19 protein-coding genes are annotated in these 18,602 nt (G+C 71.0%); 5 read left to right on the top strand and 14 right to left on the bottom strand.

Annotation, left to right across the window (positions count from 1 at the left end; translation table 11 throughout):
* A partial coding sequence (locus IRZ30_RS08445; RefSeq protein ID WP_294084469.1) for a dienelactone hydrolase family protein occupies positions 1-867 on the top strand: 867 nt, incomplete at its 5' end.
* Positions 868-936: 69 nt separating this feature from the next.
* Here the strand turns inward: IRZ30_RS08445 and IRZ30_RS08440 are convergent.
* The 6 genes from IRZ30_RS08440 to IRZ30_RS08415 form a co-directional block, all read right to left on the bottom strand.
* Positions 937-1,683 (bottom strand): cytochrome c biogenesis protein CcdA, encoded by a 747-nt coding sequence (locus IRZ30_RS08440; protein WP_294084467.1) that lies wholly within the window; start codon positions 1,681-1,683, stop codon positions 937-939.
* A 55-nt stretch (positions 1,684-1,738) separates the two neighbouring features.
* Complete coding sequence (locus tag IRZ30_RS08435) at positions 1,739-1,981, bottom strand: OB-fold domain-containing protein (RefSeq protein ID WP_294084465.1); 243 nt, start codon at positions 1,979-1,981, stop codon at positions 1,739-1,741.
* Positions 1,981-3,141 carry a thiolase domain-containing protein gene (locus IRZ30_RS08430; RefSeq protein WP_012870600.1) on the bottom strand — a complete coding sequence of 387 codons (1,161 nt, stop codon included), beginning with the start codon at positions 3,139-3,141 and terminating at the stop codon, positions 1,981-1,983. The genes IRZ30_RS08435 and IRZ30_RS08430 overlap by 1 nt, the downstream gene beginning before the upstream one ends.
* 116 nt (positions 3,142-3,257) lie before the next feature.
* Complete coding sequence (locus IRZ30_RS08425; protein WP_294084455.1) at positions 3,258-3,812, bottom strand: DinB family protein; 555 nt, start codon at positions 3,810-3,812, stop codon at positions 3,258-3,260.
* 48 nt (positions 3,813-3,860) lie between these two features.
* The gene (locus IRZ30_RS08420) at positions 3,861-4,352 is read right to left on the bottom strand and encodes a DinB family protein (protein WP_294084453.1); all 492 of its coding nucleotides are present in this window, start codon (positions 4,350-4,352) and stop codon (positions 3,861-3,863) included.
* Between the two features lie 107 nt (positions 4,353-4,459).
* Positions 4,460-5,134 (bottom strand): dienelactone hydrolase family protein, encoded by a 675-nt coding sequence (locus IRZ30_RS08415; protein ID WP_294084451.1) that lies wholly within the window; start codon positions 5,132-5,134, stop codon positions 4,460-4,462.
* Between the two features lie 210 nt (positions 5,135-5,344).
* Here IRZ30_RS08415 and IRZ30_RS08410 point away from each other — a divergent pair, with 210 nt between their 5' ends.
* Positions 5,345-6,325: an amidohydrolase family protein gene (locus tag IRZ30_RS08410; RefSeq protein ID WP_294084450.1), complete on the top strand. Its 981-nt coding sequence runs from the start codon at positions 5,345-5,347 to the stop codon at positions 6,323-6,325.
* Positions 6,326-6,350: 25 nt separating this feature from the next.
* On the opposite strand, the gene IRZ30_RS08405 is transcribed toward IRZ30_RS08410, so the two are convergent.
* Positions 6,351-6,848: a MarR family transcriptional regulator gene (locus IRZ30_RS08405; RefSeq protein WP_294084449.1), complete on the bottom strand. Its 498-nt coding sequence runs from the start codon at positions 6,846-6,848 to the stop codon at positions 6,351-6,353.
* Between the two features lie 214 nt (positions 6,849-7,062).
* Between IRZ30_RS08405 and IRZ30_RS08400 the strand changes: the two genes are divergently transcribed.
* Together IRZ30_RS08400 and IRZ30_RS08395 are read left to right on the top strand one after the other, a co-directional pair.
* Positions 7,063-7,830 (top strand): DUF998 domain-containing protein, encoded by a 768-nt coding sequence (locus IRZ30_RS08400; protein WP_294084448.1) that lies wholly within the window; start codon positions 7,063-7,065, stop codon positions 7,828-7,830.
* On the top strand, positions 7,827-8,306 hold the full coding sequence (locus tag IRZ30_RS08395) for an SRPBCC family protein (protein ID WP_294084447.1): 480 nt from the start codon (positions 7,827-7,829) through the stop codon (positions 8,304-8,306). The genes IRZ30_RS08400 and IRZ30_RS08395 overlap by 4 nt, the downstream gene beginning before the upstream one ends.
* A 12-nt stretch (positions 8,307-8,318) precedes the next feature.
* On the opposite strand, the gene IRZ30_RS08390 is transcribed toward IRZ30_RS08395, so the two are convergent.
* The 6 genes from IRZ30_RS08390 to IRZ30_RS08365 all read right to left on the bottom strand — a co-directional run bounded on the left by IRZ30_RS08390 (position 8,319) and on the right by IRZ30_RS08365 (position 14,969).
* A complete protein-coding gene (locus IRZ30_RS08390) occupies positions 8,319-9,323 on the bottom strand; it encodes a hypothetical protein (RefSeq protein WP_294084446.1) in 1,005 nt (334 codons plus the stop codon).
* Between the two features lie 127 nt (positions 9,324-9,450).
* On the bottom strand, positions 9,451-9,708 hold the full coding sequence (locus IRZ30_RS08385) for a type II toxin-antitoxin system RelE/ParE family toxin (protein ID WP_294084445.1): 258 nt from the start codon (positions 9,706-9,708) through the stop codon (positions 9,451-9,453).
* A complete protein-coding gene (locus IRZ30_RS08380; protein WP_294084442.1) occupies positions 9,692-9,961 on the bottom strand; it encodes a hypothetical protein in 270 nt (89 codons plus the stop codon). The genes IRZ30_RS08385 and IRZ30_RS08380 overlap by 17 nt, the downstream gene beginning before the upstream one ends.
* Before the next feature lie 79 nt (positions 9,962-10,040).
* The gene (locus IRZ30_RS08375) at positions 10,041-13,229 is read right to left on the bottom strand and encodes an AAA family ATPase (protein ID WP_294084441.1); all 3,189 of its coding nucleotides are present in this window, start codon (positions 13,227-13,229) and stop codon (positions 10,041-10,043) included.
* Positions 13,226-14,587, bottom strand: a complete 1,362-nt coding sequence (locus IRZ30_RS08370) for a DNA repair exonuclease (RefSeq protein WP_294084440.1) — start codon at positions 14,585-14,587, stop codon at positions 13,226-13,228. Before IRZ30_RS08370 ends, IRZ30_RS08375 begins: the two co-directional genes overlap by 4 nt.
* A 55-nt stretch (positions 14,588-14,642) precedes the next feature.
* Positions 14,643-14,969 (bottom strand): hypothetical protein, encoded by a 327-nt coding sequence (locus IRZ30_RS08365; protein ID WP_294084439.1) that lies wholly within the window; start codon positions 14,967-14,969, stop codon positions 14,643-14,645.
* 189 nt (positions 14,970-15,158) lie between these two features.
* Between IRZ30_RS08365 and IRZ30_RS08360 the strand changes: the two genes are divergently transcribed.
* Positions 15,159-16,082, top strand: a complete 924-nt coding sequence (locus IRZ30_RS08360) for an LLM class flavin-dependent oxidoreductase (protein ID WP_294084438.1) — start codon at positions 15,159-15,161, stop codon at positions 16,080-16,082.
* 67 nt (positions 16,083-16,149) lie between these two features.
* On the opposite strand, the gene IRZ30_RS08355 is transcribed toward IRZ30_RS08360, so the two are convergent.
* On the bottom strand, positions 16,150-18,297 hold the full coding sequence (locus IRZ30_RS08355; RefSeq protein WP_294084437.1) for a molybdopterin oxidoreductase family protein: 2,148 nt from the start codon (positions 18,295-18,297) through the stop codon (positions 16,150-16,152).
* Positions 18,298-18,602: the final 305 nt, after the last annotated feature.

The following is an 18,602-nucleotide window of genomic DNA, read 5'->3' as shown; positions in this document are numbered from 1 at the left end:
GAGGCCGCGACCGAGGTAGCGACGCTGGTGCCGACCGCTCCGGGAGCCAGCCCGACCAGCGCCGCCTCCCCCACCGCCACCGCCAGCCCCGCAGCCGGTCCGGGAGCCACCCCAAGCGAAGTCCCGACCGCTCACAGCCCGCTCTCGGTGTCGGCCGACGACCCGGCGATCCTGGGGGAGGACGTGACCTTCCCGAGCGGGGATGCCACGGTGATGGCGTATCAGGCGCGACCGAGCGGCCAGTCCGGGCCGCTCCCGCTCATCCTGGTCTGTCACGAGAACCGGGGGCTCGTGGAGCACATCCGCGACGTTACCCGCCGGTTTGCCAAAGAGGGGTACCTCGCCTGCGCCCCGGACCTGCTCAGCCGACAGGGAGGAACCGCCAACATCGCGGATCCGTCGCAGATCCCGGGCATCCTGTCCAACACCGACCCGTCGATCTACGTCACCGACTTCCAGGCCGCGATCGACTTCTATGCGCAGCAGCCCGACCTGGCCGACACCACGCGGGTGGGCATGACCGGGTACTGCTTCGGCGGCGGGATCACCTGGCGCGCGGCGACGCAGATCGCCGCGCTGAAGGCGGCCGTGCCCTTCTACGGCCCGCCGCCACCGCTGGATCAGGTGCCGAACATCCAGGCGGCGGTCTTCGGAGTGTATTCGTCCGACCCGAATGACTTCGCCAACAACGGGCGTGATGAGCTCGAGCAGGCGCTGCAAGCGGCCGGTGTGACCTACGAGATCAAGGTCTACCCGGACACGCAGCACGCCTTCCATAACGACACCGGGCCGCGCTGGAACCCGGAGCAGGCCCAGGCCGCGTGGAACGACACCCTCGCCTGGTTCCAGCAGTACGTGCGCGGATAGCGGAGCAAATCAATCCTCCCCTCTCCCCTCGTGGGAGAGGGGGCTAGGGGGTGAGGGGGAACGTATTCCCTACCCGAGCAGTTGGTCCGACCAGTAGAGGACGATCCAGAACCCGGCCAGGAGGACGAGCACCGCCGCGGCCGAGTGGACGTAGGGCATGGCCCGGCGCAGCAACCCGACCAACCCCGCCTTGAAGAGGCTCAGGGTCACGGTGAGGCTGACGATGATGGTGGCCATCCCGAGGGAGTAGAGGACGAACCGTACCAGCCCCTGCATCGGCCCGGCGCCGGTCAGGGCGCCGCCCACCGCCACCAGGAACACCGGCAGGGTGCAGCCGAGCGAGGCGATGCCGTAGGCCAGGCCGAAGAGGAAGAACCCACGGATCGAGCGCTGGGGCGAGGTCGACAGCGAGGCCGCGATCCGCTCGAACGCGGCGGGCGAGACGGTCCGGCCCAGGAGGAGCAGGAAGCCGAGCACGATCAGCGCGACGCCCATGAGCGCGCCGAGCCAGGGCATGGCGCTGACGAGCGCGTAGCCGCCGGCGGAGATAATCAGCCCCGCGGCGGCGAAGAGGAGGACGAAGCCGGACGAGACGGTGCCACCCACCAACACCGCCCGGCCCAGGCGGCGCAGCACGTTGGGCTGCGCGGCAACTCCGTCGTCGACGCCGAGGTAGAGCGAGAGGTAGGCCGGAAGCATGGCGAAGCCGCACGGGTTGACCGCTGCGAGCATCCCGGCGCCGAAGGCATAGCCGAGCGGCAGCATCGAGGCCAGCCCCGATAACCAGACGACCGCCATCTCCTGGAACTGCGTCAACGACCTTCTCCGTCACCCTGGATCGGGAGCGCCGGCAGGGCACCGGCGCCCCGGCTCACGCCAGCCGGAAGACCGGGCCGCGCTCGTCGTCGTGGTCGTGCGCCACGGCCGCGCCGATGCGCAGGCCGTCGCTCTCGACGGCGTCCGCGATCCGGGCCAGCAGCCGGCCACCGTCCGGCGTCTCGATGATCGCCAGCGCGTAAGGCGCCTCGTCCGCGAACTCCGGCGTCGGAACGTAGATAACCGTGTAGCTCACGATGCGGCCCGTCGTACCCGCCGCCGTCCCTGCCTGCGCCATTACTCCGGCCTCCCCAGAATGGTCACCACGCAGGTCGCGCCCGAGCCGCCGACGTTGTGCGTCAGCGCCAGCTCGGCGCCATCCACCTGCCGATCACCGGCCTCGCCGCGAAGCTGGAACGTCGCCTCAGCGATCTGGCTCACGCCCGTCGCACCGACCGGGTGCCCCTTAGCCTTCAGCCCGCCGCTCGGGTTGACGGGGATGCGCCCGTCGCGCGCGGTCGCGCCTGCCTTAGCCGCGTCGCCGCCCTCGCCCGGCTTGAAGAAGCCCAAGTCCTCGGTGGCGATGATCTCGGCGATGGTAAAGCAGTCGTGCACCTCGGCGAGGCTGATGTCCTCCGGGGAGACGCCGGCCATGCGGTAGGCCCGTTCGGCCGCCTTGCGGGCCGCGGGAAGCGTGGTGAGGTCGGCGTGATGGTGCAGCGCGAGCGAGTCCGACGCCTGGCCGAACCCGAGCACGCGCACGCCCGGGCGGCGGAACTGCCCGGCCACGTCCGCGGCAGCCAGCACGAGCGCGGCGGCGCCGTCGGAGATCGGCGAGCAGTCGTAGAGCGTCAGCGGGTCTGCGACCATCGCCGAGCGGGCGATGTCCTCCGGGCCGATCTCCTTGTGGAACTGCGCGTAGGGGTTCCCCATGGCGTTGCGGTGGTTCTTAATCGCCACGGCGTCCAGAATGTCGCGCGTCTTGCCGTAGCGGTCGAAGTAGGCACGGGCCATGAGCGCGTAGGCCCCGGGGAAGGTGAGCCCGACCTTGCTCTCCTGCTCCCAGTCGGCCGCCTCGGCCAGGATCGAGGTCACTTCGGAGGTCGGGGTCGCGGTCATCTTCTCGGCGCCGACCACGAGGACCACGTCAGCCGCTCCGGCGGCGATCGCGAAGATAGCGTTGAGGAACGCGGTCGAGCCCGAGGCGCAGGCGTTCTCCGTGCGCGTGCTTGGGACGTTCTGCAGCCCCAACTCGCTGGCGATCAAGGGCGCGGCGTGCTCCTGGCGGATGAAGGTTCCGGGCGAGAAGGTGCCCAGGAAGAACGCCTCGATCTGCTCCGGGGAGGCTCCCGCGTCCGCCATCGCCTCGCGGCCGGCCTGGGCGGCCAACTCGCGGTAGCTCAACTCCGACTTTCCGAACTTCGTCTCGGCCGCGCCGACAATCACGACCTCACGCATGGCATACCCCCCTCCGCGCGTTCGCGCGCCGGTCCAGCGCCGAAGCTCGAACCAAGTATCGCATATCGGACAGAAGGAGGTGGACGTGACGGCCGCTGAGGGGCGGCGCGCTGCCGCTAGTCCGGCGGGTCGTGCCCGACGAGTCCGTCGATCGACTCCCGGATCAGGTCGGCATGGCCGTTGTGCCGGGCGTACTCCTCGATCAGGTTGAGCAGGATGAAGCGCAGGCTCGGATGCTCACCGTGCTCGTTGGTGACGCCGATCCCCGGTCGCTCCAGACCCTCTTCGGCCAGCGCCGCCGCGAACAATTCCCTGGAGCGGGCCACGGCGTCCCGCCATAGGGCGTAGAGTTCGTCGGGGGAGTCTTCGGCAGCGGTGCGCCAGTCCCAATCGTGCTCGGCCTTCCAGTCCACCTGATCCCACGGCGGGCTCGGCGGCCGCCCGTACAGCCACACCGAGGACATGCCGTCTTCGAAGCGCGCCATGTGCTTGAGCATCCCGCCGAGGGTCATCGGGGACGGGCCGAGCGTCGCCCGCAATCCAGCCGCGTCCAGTCCCCCGACCTTCCAGGCGAACGTCGCCCGCTGGCGCTCCAGGTAGCCCAGGAGCATGGCGGCCTCGTCGCCCGCGACCGGTGGTTTCGGACTGCGTTGCTCTTTGGGTTCGGCCACTGGCGGACCACCTTTCTGCTAGCGTGTTGCCGGAAACGCGTCCCGGTCTCAGCGGCTCGCCTCGTCGTGCTGTGTCTCGTGTTCCCAGAGCAGGGGGTCGATTTCGGGCAGGTCCGGCACCCCGAGGCGCTGGAGGATATGCAGCGCTTCGCTGCGGTGCTCCACATTGTGGTAGGGGACGTGGAGGATCGTGCCGCCCAGGGTGGTGGGCTCTCCGAAGTGGTCGCGGTAGGTGTCGTCGAGGCGTCCCTCGTCGCGCGCCCGGCGGGCGACGGCCGCGAACGCCGCGTGGGCCCGCTCGTGACGCGCCATGAGCCCTTCCAGCGAGCGGTTACTGCGGTCCATCGTGGGGTGCTGACCGGCCATCATGGCACCCCAGGCCTCAATGTTGAAGATCATGTGCTCGAGCGTGTTCCGGAGAGTCCGGTGTCCGATATCGAACTCCTGGTCGAATTGCGCGTCGGTCAGGCCGCGGCACGCCTCCAGAACCCGTGTCGTCGCCCAGTGATCGTGCTCCAACAGCCGGTCAATCAGGTCCATTGCGTGTCCTCCTTCGTGCGAGTTTGCCTGCCGGGGAATGGCGGCTGTCGGAGCGCCATCGTGGCACTCGTGTATCGACCAGTGACGCGGATCACCGGACGGCGCGCTCACGCGAGCCGCGCCTTCAGGAAGGCCAGCGTTCGCTCCCAGAGCAGCGCGGTCGCCTCGGCGTCGTACGCATCGGGCCGGTCGGGCTCGGCAAACCAATGGCCGGTTCCGGGGTAGACGTGGAAGGTCACCTCACGGCCCGCGGCACGGATCGCCGCTTCGAGCGCCTGGACGGCCTCCGGTGGCTCGAAGTCATCACGCTCCGCGAAGTGCCCGAGGTAGGCGGCGCGGGCCTGGCTGAAATCGGCGTCGCCGGTGCTGTAGACCGTCACGACGGCGCTGACGGCGTCGGGCCGCGCCTGCGAGAGGCGCAGCGCCCAGAAGCCGCCCAGTGAGAAGCCGATGACCCCGATCTGGTCGCCGGTCGTCGCCGGCAACTGCCGCAGGCCGTCCGCCGCGGCCAGCACGACTGCATCCGTCTCCCCGAGCGCACCGAAGAGCGCGCCCGCCAGCGCCTCCGCCTCGGCAATGGACGCGGTCGTCGCCCCATCGGGATACAGGCTCGGCGCCAGGGCGACGAAGCCGTTGGCGGCCAGCCGATCGCAGGCATCGGCGAAGACCGGGGTCAGGCCCCACCAGGCATGCAGCACCAGCACACCGGGGCCCATACCGGAAGGAGGCACCGCGAGATACGAACGATTGCCCCCTGGCCCGTTGGTCAGCCACTCACCCATAAGTGCCTCCGTACGTACATCGAACACGTGTTCTCCCAGCATAGCGGAGGCGGTGGAATTTGGCAAGGGGGTCAGACGTGGCGTCCGTGGTCCGGCAAGTCCTCCCTCGAAAACCGCAGCAACCCCGTGCGCAACCGGTCAATCCGCGTTATGCTGGCGCCACCGGACAACCCGCGCTTCCGCAGCCATGCGTGAGGAGGAGGAATCCCCGTGCGCATCGACGCTCATGCCCACGCGCAGCCCCCGGAATACCTCGACGCGCTGCTGGCCTCCGGCCGCTACGAGTCGGTCCACGACGCCGAGGGACGCATCGTCGTCCGCGAGCGCGGATCCCGCTTCCTGACCATCACCCCACAGATGCACCGCCCGGAGCAGCGGGTGGCGGAGATGGACGAGGCCGGGATCGATATGCAGATCCTGTCGGTGACGACGCCGCAGGTCTACTTCCTGCAGGGCCAGGCGGCGGTCGATCTGGCACGGCGCTGCAACGACTATCTCGCCGACATCGTGCGGAGCTATCCGACGCGGTTCCGGGCGCTGGCGAGCGTGCCGCTGACGGCCGACCCCGACGCAGCGGTCCGCGAGTTCGTCCGCTGTCTCGACGATCTCGGCATGGTGGGGGCGATCATCGGCTCGAACATCGACGGTCGACCGATCGACGACCCCGCCTTCGACGCCTTCTACGCCGAGGCCGACCGCCGGGGCACCACGCTCTTCATCCACCCGATGGTTCCGGCCGGGATCGAGGTGATGAACCCGTACGCGCTGGCCCCGCTGGTCGGGTTCATGTTCGACACCACCCTGGCGGTCTCACGCCTCATCTTCTCGGGTTTTTTCGAGCACTACCCGCGGGTCAAGGTACTCGTCGGACACCTCGGGGCGGCGGTGCCCTACCTCGCGGGGCGACTCGACATCGGCTGGCGCTCCTACCCGGACTGCCAGGCGATCCCGCACCGGCCGACCGAATACATCCGCCGCCTCTACCTCGACACCGTCTCGTTCCATGAGCCGGCGCTGCGCTGCGCGCTGGAGACGGTCGGCCCGGACCAGATCGTCTTCGGCTCCGACTACCCGCACGTCATCGGCGACGTCGGCGGGGCCATCGCCAGCATCCAACAGGCGCTGCCGGCCACGACGCACGACGGGGTGCTCGGGCTCACCGCGGCCGAGCTGTTCGGCGTCTCGGCCTAGCGCCCCACGCTGCAACCGGGGGCCGTTACCGGTCGGGCGATCCGTCAGGCGCCATCGCGCGTAGCCGGGCGATGTGCTGACGGACGGCAGCGTTGACGCGCCCGACGAAGTCCGCGAGGAGCGCGAGTTCCTCCTCGCTGTAGCGCGCGTACAGGTCGGTCAGTTCCCGCTCGAGCGGAGCGTAGAGCGGAGCGATGTCGCGTGCCAGCCGCTCGGCGATTGGGACGACGATCACGCTGCGACGATCGCGTGGATTCGGCTCGCGCCGGACGTAGCCAGCCCGCTCCAGCCGGTCGATCAGGCGGGTCAGCGCGCCGGTCGTCAGGCCGCTGAGCTCCGCCAGCTCCCCGGCCGTGCGCGCTCCGCCACGGCTGAGGATGTCCAGCACTTCAACATCCCGCGTATGCAGCCCCAGCCGGTCGGCGACCACCTGGCTGAGAAGCACCGACTGGGTGCCGATCGTGCCCAACTCCCGGTCGAGCGCGCTGGTCTGCCGAGCACGCTCGTCGCCACCACTTGACATCACCGCACTCTCCTGCTAATCTCTGCACAGTGAAGATACTTGCCCGTGCAGGCATATGTCCGAGCAGGACTATACCAGACCGCCCGGCGAGTGAGACCAGGTTCAGCGAGACGTGTGCGCCGATGTCAGCTCGAACGGAGCCGGGCCCGTCCGAGGCATAGGATGCCACGAGAACGCGGGATCACCCGCAGGGAATGTGAGAGGAGCAACGGCGATGGGAATCAAGTCCGAGCCCCGCGTCGGGGCCACGGAGACACCACCCACGCGGGTGCGTGCCGGCGACCGCCGGCCGGCTCGGAGCAAGCAGGCGCGGCGCTCCTTCCGCGGGTCGACGACGTGGTACCTGCTCGCGTGCGGTGCCGTCGGCCCGCCGCTGTTCGTGCTCGTCGTACTGATCGAGGGTGCCACCCGCCCGGGGTACAGTCCGTGGCGCCACGCGATCAGCCAGCTCAGCCTGGGCGCTCAGGGCTGGGTGAATATCACCGCGTTGATCGCCTTCGGGCTCCTCGCCCTGGGCTTCGCCCGGGGACTGGGGCGGGTGTTCCGCACGGGACCGGGCTCACGCTGGCTGCCGCGGCTGATCGCCGTCTTCGGGCTGAGCCTCATCCTCGCGGGCATCGCCGTGACCGATCCCGGCCTCGGCTATCCGCCGGGGAGCGAGCCGAGCTACAGTCTGCACGGACTGGTCCACTCGGTCGCCGGGCTCGTCCTGTTCGGCTCACTGAGCGCGGCCTGCCTGGTTCTGGGCCGGAGCGTCGCCGGTGATCCCCGCTGGGCGGGCTGGGCACGCTACTCGGTCGTCACGGGGATCGTGGTGGCGGTGTTCTTCATCGCCACGGGCGTGACAACCGCCCTCGACCAGAATGGCATCCTCTCCCCGGCGCCGAGCGGCCTGCTCCAGCGCGTATCCCTCTTCAGTGGCCTCGCCTGGATGATGCTGCTCGCCGTACGGCTCATGCGAGGGAAAGGATTGGCGCAGTGAACGGACAACGTCAGGCACGGTGGATCGTCAGCGGGATCGTGGAAGCCCCGGTGGAGGCCGTCGCGGACGTCCTCTGCGCAATCCAAGCAGGCCCGGTCAACGACCACAACGGGATCGTGCTCGCCACCGAGGGCCTGGCCGCGTTCGGGGAGATCGTCCTCTCCGGTGGTCCCCGGCAGTTCACCGCTACCGTCGGCACGCCGCCGGTGACGAGCGTGGAGGTGGATGTCGACCGGGAGCATCGGCGCGTCGCCGTCCAGGGCCATTTCTGGTACCGGGGCATCTACACGGTCGAGCCGCACGAGCGGGGCAGCCGGATCGTGTACCGCGCGGAGAACATCGCGCGCGGCGTGGTGGGGCGGCTCGTCCCGCTGTGGCAGCGGCGGTTCGACCGAGACATGCGGGAGCGCCTCGCCCGGCTGCTCCAGGCGATGGGCACGATCCTCGGCTGCGCCGCGTATCCCACGGCCGCGTAAGCCGACCGCGGCCTACTCCGGCGCGGCGACGAGCGCGAGCAGGGCCGGGAGGGACACATCGAGCCGCCGCCAGGACTCGCCTCGGTCGGCGCTGTGGTAGATCTGCCCGTCCTGCATCCCGGCATAGATCTCGCCGGGGCGGTCAAGCGGGGCGAGCAGGGCGTACGGCATGACCGAGAGCGGGTTCGGCAGCCCGCCGTCAAGCGCCTCCCAGGGTCCGTCCCCGCGCCGCCGGTAGATGAACGCCTCGGCGTTGCCGCGCCGGTCGTGGGCGTGGCGGGCGCTGAAGGTGGCCGAGACATACCAGAGGTCCGGATCGGCCGGGTCGACCGCCAGCCCCCAGACGTAGTGGCGATCCATCCCCTCGTCCACAGGACGCCAGGTCGCGCCCGCGTCGTCGCTGTAGGCCACGCCGCCACCGGCCGCCTCGTAGACGCGCTCCGGCGCGGTCGGGTGCGTCAGGATTGCGTGCGAGTCGTGGTAGGAGCCGGGCTTGCGGTCCTCCCAGGTCCGGCCACCGTCCGTGGTGCGCATCACGCCGCCCAACTCGATCCCGGCGAAGAGCAGGTCCGGGTCGGACCAGGACGGCGCGATCCAGCGCACGTGCGAGGTCCAGGGGCGAGGCGGGAAGGACCAGGTCGGCGCGCTGGGGAGGTCCCGCAGCGCGGGCATCTCCTGCCAGGTCCGACCGTCGTCCTCGCTGCGGAAAAGCGCGCTCGGCTCCGTCCCGGCGAGGACGACGGAGAGGCCGTCGTGCCGGTCGGACGGGCTGATGGCCACGGAGAGCACGCGCGGGTGGGGCAGCGCCGCGGCCGGCTCCCAGTGCTCGCCCCCGTCGCGGGTGCGGAAGAGCCCCTGGTCGAAGGTTCCGACGTAGAGGCGGCGCGGATCGTGAGGGTCCATCGCGATACACATGGCACCGACCCCGGCCAGGACGGTCGTCGTCTCCCAGCGGTCGCCGTCGCTCGAAGTGAGGCGGATCACGTCGTCGCCGGTTGTGGCAAAGAGGGTAGGCATCACCGGCACTCCTCTGCTTGGCCGCGGTCCGCGGCCCGGTTGTGGGTACATTGCCAGGCAGTCTGGGCTGGAGCGGGGGCTATGTCAAGGCGGGAGGCGGGCGGCACGGCTATGGGTTGATGCTGCCTCAGTCGCGGTAGGCACGTCCGCGTGGCAGCACACGCAGGACTCGCAGCATATTGGCATCGGGGACATGGATGAAGAGCACCCGCACGTCGCCTACACGCAGACGCCACTCATGCTGGCGCCCACGGAGCCGCGCCACATCGCCGTGCCCTTCACTCACGAAGCGGTAGAGAGCCTGGCGCACCCGCGCCTGTGTTTGGTGGTCCAGCCGGCGCAGGTCGCGCTCGGCCGCAGGCGACCAGTCAAGGTTCAGGGTCATGACCCAGCCGCCGCCACAGCTCAGCATCTGGGATAGGTTGCCCGGAATTCAAGTCGGCGTACGCCTCCTCGAGCGCGGCCGCCTCCTCCGGAGTCAGCGGCTCTTCCTCCTCGGGGGCAGACCACAGGGCGCGGAGCACCGGGTTCTCGGCTGTGGCCAGGAACTCGAGGAAACGCTCGGCGGCGTGCAGTTCAGCTTCCGGCAACTGGTCTACCAAACGATGAATGCGCTCACGGCGCTTGATCGCGCTCACGGTCGGTCTCCTCACCATGGCATCAGTGTCCCCGATGATACACGAGCCGCTCCAGTAGGGGCGATATACACGGCGAGGGCTACCCCGCCGTCAATCCAGAGGGAACGGGGCGGATCTCGCCGCCGTAGCGGGTCATGAGGTACTGGCCGCTGGTGGGGGCGACCTCGCGGATCAGCTCCGCGGTCTCCGGGTGACAGGTGAAGAGGAGCACCTGGTGCTGCTCGGCAACGGTCGCCAGCGCCTCGGCCACGACGCGGGCACGCTCGGGGTCGAAGTTGACCAGGATGTCGTCCATCACCAGGGGCAGCGCCGCCGCACGCCGTGCGAACTCCGTCGCCAGCCCGAGGCGGATACAGAGGTAGAGTTGCTCGGCCGTACCCCGGCTCAGGGTGTCGAGCGCGCGGGCGCGCCCGTCGCGGTCGAGGACGACGAGGTGGCGACCACGCTGGAGAAGTTGCGTGTACTGCCCGCCGGTGATGTCGTGGAAGAACCGTGACGCGTGGGCCAGCACCGCGGGCTGCCGCTCGCGCTCGTAGCGGGCCAGCGTCTCCTCGATCAGCCCCGCGGCCAACCCCGCGACACGCCAGGCACGCACGGCCTCGGCGTACTCCTGGAGCAACCCCGCACGCTCCAGTTCCAGGTCGGCGATCTCGGTTGACTCCTCGAGCTGCCGCCGGGCCAACTCCGCCTCGCGGCGTGCGGCGATGGCTCGGTCGCGCGCCTCGGTGGCCGCCAGCATGGCCCGACCCGCATCCTCGGCCGCGCGCCGCCAGCGGTCGACCGCGCCGGTCGCCAGCTCCTCACGCATCCGCGCGGCCGCGGGGCCGTCGCCGATCTGCTCGGCGATCCGCTGATCGCACTCGCGGACCACCGCGGCCAACTCCTCGCGGCGGCGGGCGATGTCGAGCCGGCGGTAGAAGTCAGCCTCGTCGGCGGCGCCCACCTCGGCCAGAAGAGCGGCCCACCGCTCGCGCAGGCCGTCCCGTTCGCGTTGGGCGGCCGCCAGGCGGGCGTGCAGGCGCCCCAGGGTCTCCTCGATTGTCGCAAGCTCACGTCGAAGTTCCCGGTCGCGCTCGACGCGTTCCCGCAGCTTCTCGATCGCGGTGGCCAGCTCCAGTCCCCGCGCGTCGGTCGGCAGGCCCACGGCGCTGAGTGCCTCACCCGCGCGGCGCTCAAAGGCGACGACGAACTGGGAGAGCTGCCGGGCTTCCCGCTCGGCCGCCTCCAACTCACGCAGCGCCTCGCGGCCCTGCCGGATCGCCTCGAAGAAATCGAGCACCCCTCGCGGCGTCAGGTCGGCCGGCACGCCCTCGCGCCGCTTCCACTCGTCCCACACACCCTGGGCACGGTCGCGCTCGCCTTCGGCATCGCGGACGGCCGCCTCGGCCCGCTCGCTCGCGGATTCCGCGTCATGCAGCCGCGTCTCGGCAGCCTCGATGTCGAGGAGCCGGCGCAGTCGCTCGTCGTACGCCGCACGCATCCGTGCGACCCGCTCGGCCGCGGCCTCGACCGCCGCCTCATCGGGCGGGGTCGACAGCTCGAGCAGCGCCGCGTCAGCCTCGATTGCGGCATCGATCGAGCGCAGCCGGGCCTGGTAGGCGTCGAGGTCGCCCTGGATACGCTGTTGCTGCTCGCTGAACGTCTCCTTGACCGTCCCGTCGAGCGTGACCGGCTCCGACGCGCGCCGCCCGGCGATGAGGGCGCCGACCGCCGCCAGCACCGCGGCCAGGGCGAGGAGGGGTGAGACATCGCTGTCGCTCACCAGCGCGGCCAGCCCGCCGAGCGCCAGGGCCAGACCCCAAAGCCCGAGCCGGACCCGGTTCGGCGACATCGCCGTCGAAGACGGCTCGGCACGCTGGCGCAGCGACGCGACCTGCTGCAGCGTTTCGGTGGCCGCCTGGATGCGTGCCTGCACGCTCGCCCGCTCGGCGACGGCGTTCCGCACGCGGCGGACGGCCGCCTCGAGCCGTTCCACCTCGGCCGCCTCGGGTGCGGGCGGGGCGGCCTCCAACTCCCGGCGCAGCGTTTCCAGCGCCGCCGCGGCCTGCTCGCGCTGCTCGGCGGCGTGCCGGGCCACAGCTTGGGCGCGCATCACGGCCGCCTCGGCCTGCTCGATCTGTTCGGCGAAGGCGCGGACCTCCTCCCGCTTCGGCAGCGAGCGGTCGAACCCGGCCAGGCGCGTGCGGTCCCAGCCGGCACCGAGGTCGCGCAGGTGGTCGTGCAGGGCCTGCTGCGCCCGGCGGAGCCGTGCCGTCACCTCCGGGACCGCAACCAGGCGGTCGCGATAGAGCGGCAGCGTCTCGTAGAGCTGCACGACCTCCTCGCTGACCGCCTCGAGCGCGTCGTCGGGCGCGAGCATCTGCCGGCGCGCCTCGGCCGCGTCCACCTCGGCCGCGATCTCCGCCACCTGCCGCTCCACGGCGTCGATCGCCGCGCGCAGCTCGCTAAGCCGAGCCTCGGCCCGCTCGGGCATGGTCCCGACCGGCTCCAGCCGCTCCCGCTCTCCGGCGGCGTCCCGGCGTCGATACCAGATCGGCCAGAGCTCCTCGAGCTTGCGGTAGCGAGCCTGCGCGGCCCGGTGGTTCTCGATCTCGCGGCCGAGCCGCTCCACCTCGGCAGCGCACGCCGCCTCGTAGCGCAGCGCCTCACCGTACCCGGCCGCGACAAGGCGGGCCTGTCGCAGCCGCCGCTCCACCTCGTCTACCCGCGCCCGCAGCTCGTTGATGCGGCCATCCCCGTGCGGCCCCAGCAGCGCCTCCTGTCGGGCATGGAGCTGGGAGACCGCCGCGCGGGTGGAGCGCCCGGCACCGGTAATCCCCGCCGAGAAGATCCGATCGTGCATCCCCTCGGCGTCGAGCGTGGCGAAGTCCTGCAACTCCGCGAGGCTGAAGGCAAAGACCGTCTGAAACAGCCGGTGGTCGGCACCGCCGAGCAGCCGGGCCAGGTCCGACTCATCGCCGTGGCCCCCGCCGGGCAGCGTCACCAGCGCCCCCGGCCCGAGCGCCTCGCTGCGCTCGACCACGTACTCCCCGTCCGGGCCGATCAGCACCAGGCGTCCGCCATGGCGCCCGCCGCGGAGCGGCGGATACGCGCGCTCGCGGACGGTGTCGCTGGGGAAGCCGAAGAGCATCTGCCGGATGAACGCGAGCAGCGTCGTCTTACCGGCCTCGTTGGGACCGAGGAAGACGGTCAACCCCGGGGGCACGTCCCGGACCTGGATGTCGTGGAAGACGCCGAACCCGTCGATGTGCCAGCCCGCGATCCTCATGGCCGGTCCCGCTCCTCCAGCAGATCGACGGCCAGCGCCGCGGCGTCGCTCAGGAGGTCGGCCACCTCGGCCGCATCCGGGGTCGCGGCGGCATGGTCGAGCGCCCCGGCCGGTGGCACGGTCAGGCGGTCCGCCAGCACCTCCCGCAACCGAGCGGGATCGGCAGCCAGCTCCTCCGCCAGCCGCAGCACCTCGGCGGCAAAGTCGGTCCGCCGGCGCGCCGCAGCCAAAGCACTCGCCGGGCGGGTCGCGTCGCGCAGCGTCGCCCACCAGACAAACGGCGACCCGTCCCACGTCTGCGCCCGCAGGTCGCGGAGCAGCGCGGCCGCCCCGCCGTCGGTCTGGAGCGCACCGCGGGCAGCACCGTCTCCATGCAGCGCGACGTGGAGGATCAGCCCCGACACGGGGTGCTGCACACGGAGCGCAGCGGCACGCGCCAGCAGCTCCTCCCGCAGCGCTGCCAGGTCCGGCACACCGGCGATGTCGAGCGTGAGGGAGAGGACGCGCACCGGCGCCAGCGACACGAACTCGGGCGGCCCGACCACGCCGTCCTCGACCGGGACGACCATGGCACCCTTCGGCCCCAGCTCCTCCGGCTGGGGACCGCGGCCCTGTGTCGTGCCGGGATACACCCGCCGCGGGGACCCGTCCCCCGCCACCTGGGCGGCATGCTCGCCACCGAGGGCCCAGTAGTCCATGCCCGCCGCGGGCGGCGCATGGAGCGCGCCGAGGTCAGCCGTCGTGTACCGTGGGAGATGGAGCAATCCCACATGGACGCCGGGCGCATCGACGCGGTCAAAGCCCTGGGTTCCGTGCCGCGCTGCCCCGCTGGCGCCGTAGATCGTGGCGAGTCGCTGGCCGTCCCGGACGACGGGCACCGGTGCATTCGCCCCATGCGCGAACCAGGTGACATTCGACGGCCAGTCGCGGATTGCGGCCCAGTCGCCCGGCTGCTCGCGCTCGCCCGTGACCAGGAAGACGGGGATGCCTCGGTTCGCCAGCCGCTCCAGCCCGGCGCGGAAGCGGACCTGTGCCCGCAAGCCGCGCTCCGGCCCGTCGTAGATCCCGCCGGCGAGCAGGACGAAGGCGGCGCCCCGCTCGATCGCCAGGTCCACCAGATTGTCGAATGCAATGAGCGACGCATCCCGCAGCAGCGGCCGGATCTCCGGCGGCACCGTCCCGAGACCGGTGAACGGCGTATCGAGGTGCAAATCCGCAGCGTGGACGAAGCAGAAGCGCATCACGCCCCCTGCGTGTCGACAAGCGGGCAGCGCCGACGGCTGCCCGAGCGGGTCGATCGGCGCGGCGACGCGCCGCCGCGGGTCGGGTCCGAGCCGGCGGCCGGCACCGCTGCGCATGGCTCCATGATGAGGAGTATTGTCGGCGCCGCGGCGACAGAGCACAAGTCCGCGGTTAGGCGTCGGATGACCGGGATCGCCGCCAGACGACGCGCCACCCGTCGCCCAGGGCGTCCGCCTCGCCCATCCACGCGGCCAGGCCCGCCAGCGAGGGAAGCAGCGGCGCGTGGCGCTGCCAGTACTGCCCTGCACGATACGGCGCCCCGGCCATGGCCGTCACCACCGCCAGGGCCTGGATCTCCGACATCCCCCGCGACCGAGCCGCGAGGCCACAACCGGCGGCGGCCTCGTTGCCGCCCGCAAACTCGAGGAACGCTTCGGCCTGCGCCACGGACACGCCATATCTTCGCGCGAGCCGCAGCGCCGCGTTCGGGTCGATCATGGTTCCTCGCTCTCCTGTCGCTTCAGCGCACCCATCCGTGAACCGGCCAGATGGCGGCTCTCCGAGTATACCGCCGGGTCCGCGCCTGCCCATAGCGGCACGGATTGACACCGGCGCGCGCGTGCGATTCGCTATCGTAGCCGGGCACGCGCACCGCGCCGTACACAGCCGTTGGAGGGAGCATCAATCATGCGCTTCGGGATCCATGTTGGCCAGCAGAACTGCGGGATCGACGAGCTACGCCGGCTCTGGACCTACGCCGACCAGAACGGCTTCATCTGGGTCTCCGTCTGGGATCATTTCTACTGCCGCACCGACCCCGCCGCGCCGCACTTCGAAGCCGTGCCGCTCATGGCCGCGATGGCCTGCGAGACACGCTCGATCCGCATCGGCTGCCTCGTCTTCGCCGCCGCCTTCCGCAACCCGGGGCTGCTCGCCAAGTCGATGGTGACGATCGACCACCTGAGCGGCGGGCGCGCTGAAGTCGGCCTCGGCGCCGGCTGGCACGAGCCGGAGTACCGCGCCTACGGCTACCCCTTCCCGCCCATCCGGGACCGCATGGACCACCTGGAGGAGAGCGCGCGGGCCATGACCGGGCTCTTGACCCAGGAGACGACCACCCTCGACGGCCGTTACGTCCAGCTCAACAACACGTACGCCAACCCCAAGCCGGTGCGCGGCCGCCTGCCACTTTGGATCGGCGGGACCGGCGAGCGTCGCACTCTGCGGATCGCCGCCCGCTACGCCGACGGCTGGAACGCCGCCTACATCGGCCCGGAGGAGTACCAGCGGAAGTCCGAGGTGCTGGACCAGTGGTGTGAGCGAGAGGGGCGCGACCCAGCCACGATCGAGCGCTCGGTCAACGTCGGCTTCTACATGGGCGCGACCGACGCGGCGGCACCCGCCGCGATCGAGAAGATGCATGCCCAACTGCAGGAGGAGGCCGCCCTCCGTGCCGACGGACAACTCACCGGCGGGCCGGCTGAAGCCATCGCCCGGCTGGGGGCCTACCGCGACGCGGGCGCGGAGTGGGTCAACCTCGTGATCCGTCCACCGGTCGACTGGGACGCGCTCCAGGCCTTCGTCGAAGAGGTCATGCCCGCACTGGCGTGAGATACGAATAGCTACCGGATCAGGAGCGCCGGCAGCGTGCCGGCGCTCCTGCCGTGTCATGGCCCGATCAGCTCTCCCCGGCCGGGGCGGCGAGGGGGTGAACCGTCACATCGCTCACAGCGGCCGCTGCCGGGCGGATCTCGACCAGGTTGCTATGGAAGGTGCTCTGCCCGGCTAGGTCCGCCAGCGCGGCGGAGGTCGTGTTGTTGATGTTCCGGTCGTACGGCGAGTGGATGCCCCAGAACCCCTTCGGGGAGACCGCCACACCGGGCGGCACGTCGTCGGTCACCACCGCGCGCAGGCGGCACCAGCCGCGCGCGTTCTCCACCACGACGTCATCCCCGTCGGCGATGCCGCGCGCCGCCGCATCCTCCGGGTTGATCTCGACGTAGGGCGTCCCCTCCAGCGCGGCGAGCTTCGGCACGTTTGCCAGGCTGCTGGAGACGAAGTGATGCGCCGCACCGGAGATCAGCACCAGCCGCCGGTCGGCCGGGTCGTCCCAGGCGAGGTCGGCGAACTCGGCCGGCGGGGTCCAGTCGGGGACAGGGTCGAGCCCCATCGCCGCAAGCGCGTCGCAGCGCAGCTCCAGCTTGCCGGAGGGCGTCGGGAAGCGGCCGTCGGCGAAGGGCACCAGGTTCGCGACCTCGGCCCCGATCGGCACGGTCCCCTCGCGCTGCAGGCGCTCCAGCGTGATCCCCTCCAGCCACGGGTTGCGGGCGCGGGTGGCGTCGAGGATCTCGGCGATGACCTCCTCAGCGGACTGCTGCAACCACGGCTCGTCATAGCCCATGGCCGCCGCCAGCAGGCGCATCACGTCCCAGTCGCTCTTCGCCTCCCCCAGCGGTGGAATCGCCGCGTGGTTGTATTGCAGGAATCGGTGGCCGTACCCCTTGTGGAGGTCCACATGCTCCAACTGGCTCGTAGCCGGGAGGACAATGTCGGCGTACTGCGCCGTGTCGGTCATGAACAGCTCGTGGACGACGGTGAAGAGATCCTCCCGCTGCAGCCCGGCCAGAATCGCGCCACGGTCGGGCGTGGACGCCGCCGGGTTGGCGCAGAAGACGTAGAGCGCCATGATCGGCGGGTCGGTGACCTCCCCCTGAAGGGCCGCGCCGAGCCGGTTCATGTTGACGATACGCGGAACCGGCGGGCACTCCGATGCATGGGAAACGGCCTCGCCGTCCCAGGACACGTAGTCGCTGGTGCTGTAGAACAGCCCGCCGCCCCGGCGCCCAACCTGCCCGGCGACGGCCGGGAGGCAGGCCAGCGCCCGCGCGGTCTGCCCGCCGTTCCCGTGGCGCTGCACGCCGTCGGAAAACTTCAACAGCGCCGGCTTGGTCGTCGCGAAGTCGCGCGCCAGCGCGACAATCTGCTCGGCCGGCAGCCCGGTAATGGCCGCGACCCGCTCCGGCGGGTACTCCGCCGCGCGGTCGCGCAGGTCACGCCAGCCGACCGTGTGCGCTTCCAGCCATTCCTCGTCGTGCAGTCCGTCCCGGAAGATGACGTGCATCATCCCCAGCGCCAGCGCCCCGTCGGTCGCGGGGCGCGGCCGCAGGTGCAGGTCGGCCGAGCGGGCCGTCCGCGTGCGGCGCGGGTCGATCACGACCACACGCGTGCCATTCCGCTGGGCGCGACGCAGGAACGGCATGAAGTGCGGGCTCGTGCTGGCCGGGTTGTGGCCCCAAATCAGGACTAGCTTGCTGTGCTCGACATCGGCCATGGCCGGCGCCCAGCGGGCACCGTAGGTCATCTGGACCGCCGTCTCAGCCGCTGCGCCGCAGATCGACCGCTCCAGGCCGCTGGCGCCCATACGATTCCAGAGCCGCGCCGCCGTCACCGTGTTCTGCACCAGCCCGAGCGTGCCGCTGTAGGAATACGGCAGGATCGCCGCGGCGCCGTGCTCGGCAATGATCGCCTTCCAGCGCGACGTGATCTCCGCGATCGCCTCATCCCAGGAGATTCGCTCCCACCGGCCGGACCCCTTCGGCCCGACGCGCCGCAGGGGATACAGCAGCCGGTCCGGGTGGTAGACCCGATCGAGATAGGGGCGGACCTTGGCGCAGAGCCAGCCCTGGGTAATCGGGTGCTCCGGGTCGGCCTTGAAGAGGATGGCACGGCCATCTCGGACGGTCGTCAACGTGGCGCAGGTATCCGGGCAGTCGTGCGGGCACGCCCCACGAACCACGCGAGCCCGGTCGTCTGTCGTGGCCGGCATAGCAGCCTCCAAACCCTGAGCGCGGCACCCCTCACGCCGCTGCGGAACGGACATAGCAGCAGTCTACACCAAGTATCCGGAAGCGCGAACGTCCGACGATGCCTCGTCCGCGTCCGTTCACGGACCCGGCGGCCTCGGACGACGCCGCTGCGTCCGCGCGGCGATGGCGTGCGTTCTGCGACGGTATTGGTGTCACATCGGACCGAGCCGGAATTGAGGAGCCAGATGGCGACCCGCGATCATCTAACCCCCGCCGAGCTCCTCCGCCGCACCTACTACAGCCCGGAGGAACTAGCCGAACTGCT

The organism is Sphaerobacter sp. (assembly GCF_019683595.1).
Lineage (GTDB): Bacteria > Chloroflexota > Chloroflexia > Thermomicrobiales > Thermomicrobiaceae > Sphaerobacter.
The sequence above is the reverse complement of the archived record's forward strand: the minus strand, read 5'-3'. Positions and strand labels throughout refer to the sequence as shown.